General features: G+C 54.5%; 5 protein-coding genes. All 5 read left to right on the top strand.

Annotation, left to right across the window (positions count from 1 at the left end; genetic code table 11):
- Positions 1 to 462, top strand: a 462-nt coding sequence (locus tag ACOCD2_RS13075) for a DUF2726 domain-containing protein (RefSeq protein WP_293688478.1), incomplete at its 5' end; no start/stop codon positions are given.
- A 105-nt stretch (positions 463 to 567) separates the two neighbouring features.
- Entirely contained in the window at positions 568 to 1,365 is a 798-nt protein-coding gene (locus tag ACOCD2_RS13070; RefSeq protein WP_293650214.1) for a hypothetical protein, read from the top strand.
- Positions 1,358 to 1,951 carry a hypothetical protein gene (locus ACOCD2_RS13065; RefSeq protein ID WP_293650354.1) on the top strand — a complete coding sequence of 198 codons (594 nt, stop codon included), beginning with the start codon at positions 1,358 to 1,360 and terminating at the stop codon, positions 1,949 to 1,951. Before ACOCD2_RS13070 ends, ACOCD2_RS13065 begins: the two co-directional genes overlap by 8 nt.
- Positions 1,952 to 1,996: 45 nt before the next feature.
- Complete coding sequence (locus ACOCD2_RS13060; RefSeq protein ID WP_293674815.1) at positions 1,997 to 3,934, top strand: DEAD/DEAH box helicase; 1,938 nt, start codon at positions 1,997 to 1,999, stop codon at positions 3,932 to 3,934.
- 279 nt (positions 3,935 to 4,213) lie between these two features.
- Entirely contained in the window at positions 4,214 to 4,387 is a 174-nt protein-coding gene (locus ACOCD2_RS13055) for a hypothetical protein (protein WP_293681327.1), read from the top strand.
- The last annotated feature ends 69 nt before the right edge of the window (positions 4,388 to 4,456 follow it).

Raw genomic sequence — 4,456 nt, 5'->3', positions numbered from 1 at the left:
GCACTGGCGGTACTATCACCATCGAGTAAAACCGAGCCGCGGTACACTCGCCTCGATACCCTGTTTTCTCCCGCAGAACACAGATTCCTGAAGGTTCTTCTTCAGACCATGCCCTCCCAGGTGTTGGTCTTCGGTAAAGTTCGTGTTGCCGATGTGCTTACACCCCGCAAGTACCTTGACCGGCGACAGTGGAATCAACAGTTCTGGAAGATCAGCAGCAAACATTTTGATTTCGTCCTTATTGACCGGAACACCGCCCACCTCCTGTGCGCCATCGAGCTGGATGACCGCTCTCATAAACGATCCGACCGTGTGCGGCGTGACCATTTCCTCAATGCTGCTTGTCAATCGGCTGGTTTCCCGCTATTGAGATGGCCCGTGAAATCGCACTATGACAGCAATGAGATCCGCCAGCGCATCGCCGATGCGCTTTCGCCAAACGCCCCGGATGCGTCTTCTTGAACGATTTCCGCCTCAATCGTTAATTTTTCCGTCTTTATAACCCACTCCCCCAATGCCCGCCCTTTTATTATTTCCAGGTATCGTCAATATCACGGAAAATTCACTATGGGCAACCGACTCGCCGGCGAAATCCATGAATTCTGGTTCCAATACAGCGCCCATATAGGCTGTCTGCCTGACTCTCGTATTGTAGTCAGTAACAACCCTCTCCCCCCACAGCTGATGCGGGATCTGGGTGTGGAACCGGTTCTGCTCTACACGCTGACAAGCAGGGCCTGCCCACCCCATTTGCCTGAACTCTCCTATTGCCTGCTGTCCATCAGGTCCGAGCCCATCATGCCCGCTGACGCGCTGCTTCATTTCTGGAAGCAGGCCCGGCTGCTTTTTGGCGTACCCAACACGCTTGTGCTGTATAAAGGCATTCTTCAGTCCTACCCTTCGGTACACCAACTGTGCCTCGAAGAAGGCGTATTGCCGGAAGTGTTCATGCACGTCCCCAGCTCCGTCATGCATCGCCGAGGCCAGCAGTGTTCGTTGTATGCGGTCAACCTTTTGCTGAGGAAAAAAGACTTCATACAGGAGATATTCATGAAGGACTGCAATGACTTCCTGCTGGAAACGCCGCTTGTATTCCGGGGGTCAGAGCGTGTTCCGTCTCTTTCTGTCACTGCCCTGGAGCCCAGTATGATCAACACGCTTTATGGCCTGGCAGCGCCGGAGCAGAACATTTTCAAACCAGTAGCGCATGCGCTTTCCTTCGAGCACGAAACGTACCCGACGATTGAACACTACGGCAGTGCTCATCTTCCGGATATTCCTGATTATCCGTTGTGCCTTGAAGGGGCGTTTATCCGTCGCTGTCACGGTTCTCAACAACATGCGGCGATAGGTTTTCATGCTTGATGATAACGGCATCGTTGTATTCGGCGTCCATTACCCTTCACTGGATGCCGCTTGTGAGGAGTATGGGATTGATATCCGCATTGTGCGTAATCGCCTGCGGAAATATAAGAAACTTTCTCAGGCCCACATCAACCGGACGTTCAATCTTGTCCGTGCTCCTAAAATTGTTGTAAATGGCATCTGTTTCCGGAACAAGGACGCCGCGCTTGAATATCTTGGCATTGATGAAGCCACGTTGGCGCAGAAATTACCGACTATGGTTATCCGTTATCAGGGGAGGACCTATCAAACTGTTAAAGAGCTGGCCGATACAATCGGGGTCCCCGACAACATCATCACCGAACGGCTTCGGCGATTAGGGCGTTTCGCGACACCTAAGCGGCTCGAACGATGCATCGACGGCATACGAAAAGAGCAGAAACTTACGCAACCTGTGCGTATTGCCAACGAGGAGTTCCCCAGCGTTTATTCCGCTGCTCGGCGCCTGGGGCTCCAAATCGACCGGCTGTACGACGCATTGTTCAGTCGGTTTGGTTACGATTGGCCAGACAATCCGTCCATGCAGGACATCTTCCCCACGGAATGATCCCCAACAATTTGCATCTTTTTGCTGGTGTGGCACACTCTTTGCGTGAGCAGAGAACAATGTAAAAACATCAAGCTGGGCCGGCTAAAAAGCGTTGGCGTCGATGCTGCCTGGAAGGTGCCGCTTTATATGCCGGCGGAATACATCGATGGGCGCGTTCCATTGACGGGATTTGCAAATCCAGAACCTTCTGATGAAGCCATTCTGGTGTCTGGGATGCTTTTTGCTGAACCCAACACCGAATGGAGAAATGGCGCACCCATGACCCGATGGGCACTTGCCGATGCACAAGGAAATTTGCTGCATTTCAGCTTTTTCGGTGATTCTCGGCCTGTCGTCGAAAAACTCAAGGAAACCAGACACGCTGTTTGGTTGTGCGGGAAGATTCAGTATTTCGGCAGCAAACCTTACCTGGTTCAGGCCGAGGTGGCGGATGATTCATTCGCCGGCCGCGTCGTTGCCCGGTACCCGGGCAAGCGCGGAAAACTCTCTGCGCAGAATGCCCAGCGCCTGATGGCCTCACTGGTACCGGAAACCGTGTCCGTCTGTGCCGCCAGGTTACGCGAGATACTTGGCGACATCGTGCCCGCTCAATATGTTCGCCGATTGCTGAACTGTCCACGGTGGACTCTGGACGAGCTGCTTTACGAGGTGCATTCCCCCAATACCCCGGAATCGGGTTATCAGGCCCTTGCTATTATCGACCGCCTTGCCGCCTTGCTTTCCGCTGCTGAGTTGAAGCAGGCGACGGCAGCGACGCCTCCTGCTCGTCCGCCAATCTGCTGGGATGGTGATTGGCGGATGCTGGCACAGGCCTTCCCCTACCCTCTCACCGAAGAACAGCAGCAAGGGATTGCGATGCTTGTGGAAAAGTTCCAATCCCCCTGTGCCTCGCGTACGCTGATTAACGGCGATGTTGGTACCGGAAAGTCCATTACCTATCAGGTGGCCGTGGCCTATGCGGTGCAGGCGGGCGCCCGGGCCGCCGTTCTTCTGCCACACAGCCGGTTGGCAGTGCAGGCGTACCAGGAATTCCGTCAACTGTGGCCCGACCTTCCTGTGCGGCTGGTCACTGGTAGCGCCGAGAACGGGCCTGATGAAGACCTGGCCCGTCTGCCGTTGCTGATTGGAACGACTGCATTATTACACCGTCCCGTGGGTGAATTCGATGTTGTCGTGATAGATGAACAGCAACGGTATTCCGTGGACCAGCGCAACGCACTGACCGGCAATACTGCGCACCTGATCGAAGTATCGGCGACGCCCATCCCCCGCTCCATGGCGTATGTCTTATATGGCGCCATGGATGTGATCCCTATCACGCAGCGTCATTCGCCACAAAACATTCGCAGCAGCATTATCACGCCCAACGGCGTGCGCCCCATGCTGGATAAAGTGCGAACCCTTGTCGATGCAGGACATCGAATACTCGTGGTCTGCCCCAAACGCACGGGTAATGACGATGAAACATTATCCTCGGTCAGCCGGGTCACGGCTCGTTGGGAGTCATTGTTCCCTGGGCGGATCCGGTGTGCCGATAGCTCAATGGATAACAGCGTTATCGCTCAAGCCATCGATGACATCATTCTCGGGCGGGCACAGATTCTGGTCGCTACTACCGTGGTGGAAACAGGATTGAACATCCCGCAGTTGCGGGGCGTCATTGTCACCAATGGTGACCGCTTCGGTGTCAGCCAGCTTCACCAGATACGCGGACGGCTGGCAAGAGAAGGTGGTGATGGCTGGTTCTGGGTTTACCTGCCCAACCCTGTTGGCCATAAAACCATGGAACGGTTGCAGGCGGTTGTGTCGACCTGTGAAGGGTTTGAGCTGTCCCGGCTTGATATGAGTATTCGCGGCGCCGGCGATTTATCAGCACAGGGAAATCGGCAGCATGGCGCATCCGATAATCTCATCTACAACCGCTCTGTTCCGAGCGGGTTGCTTGATGAAATGTTCGAGCACCTTGCTGTACTGACCTGAATATTTGTCCGTTATCGTTGAGTTTCCGGTTTCACCTGCCGCGCCGACCTTCCGTGGTCATTGTGATGGTCGGGCCGATGGCTTGAACCCGCGGGGCGGCGGCTCCCTGCCTTCTCCCCGGTTCGTGCCAACAAAGAAACTTGCGTTCCTGAAAGTCCGTGCAAACTGGTATCACTTTCATTGTTTCTAAAGGAGTGAATCATGCAACCGCAAACACAACCGTCAATACGGCAATTGTCGCCTATACCGCAAAGCGAATATGCCTGCACGAGAGCTGAAGTGGCTAAAGCCCTGGGCGGGATCTCCGTCCAGGCCGTAGCCGCGATTGAAAAACGTGCATTGAATAAATTGCGCCTGAAGTTGTTGGCACGTGGAGTCAACAAACCGACGGTGAGGGAAGTGCTCGAAGAGATCGAACGCAGCACTCCCATCGAGTACGACCTGTGCATTTAATTGGGAAGACGGCCGGCATACAAAGTAGCTGGCCGTGTTCCCTGGTGAATTCCGCCCGCTATGGGTTAA

Origin of the sequence: Thiolapillus sp. (genome assembly GCF_048562965.1) — a bacterium.
GTDB lineage: Bacteria > Pseudomonadota > Gammaproteobacteria > Chromatiales > Chromatiaceae > Thiolapillus > Thiolapillus brandeum_A.
Note: the sequence above shows the minus strand (reverse complement) of the source record. Positions and strands in the feature narration are given on the sequence as shown.

Bases quoted from the DNA above. Each gene is read 5' to 3' on its own strand.
- ACOCD2_RS13065 (WP_293650354.1), top strand. From the start codon at position 1,358: ATGCTTGATGATAACGGCATCGTTGTATTCGGCGTCCATTACCCTTCA.
- ACOCD2_RS13070 (WP_293650214.1), top strand. From the start codon at position 568: ATGGGCAACCGACTCGCCGGCGAAATCCATGAATTCTGGTTCCAATAC.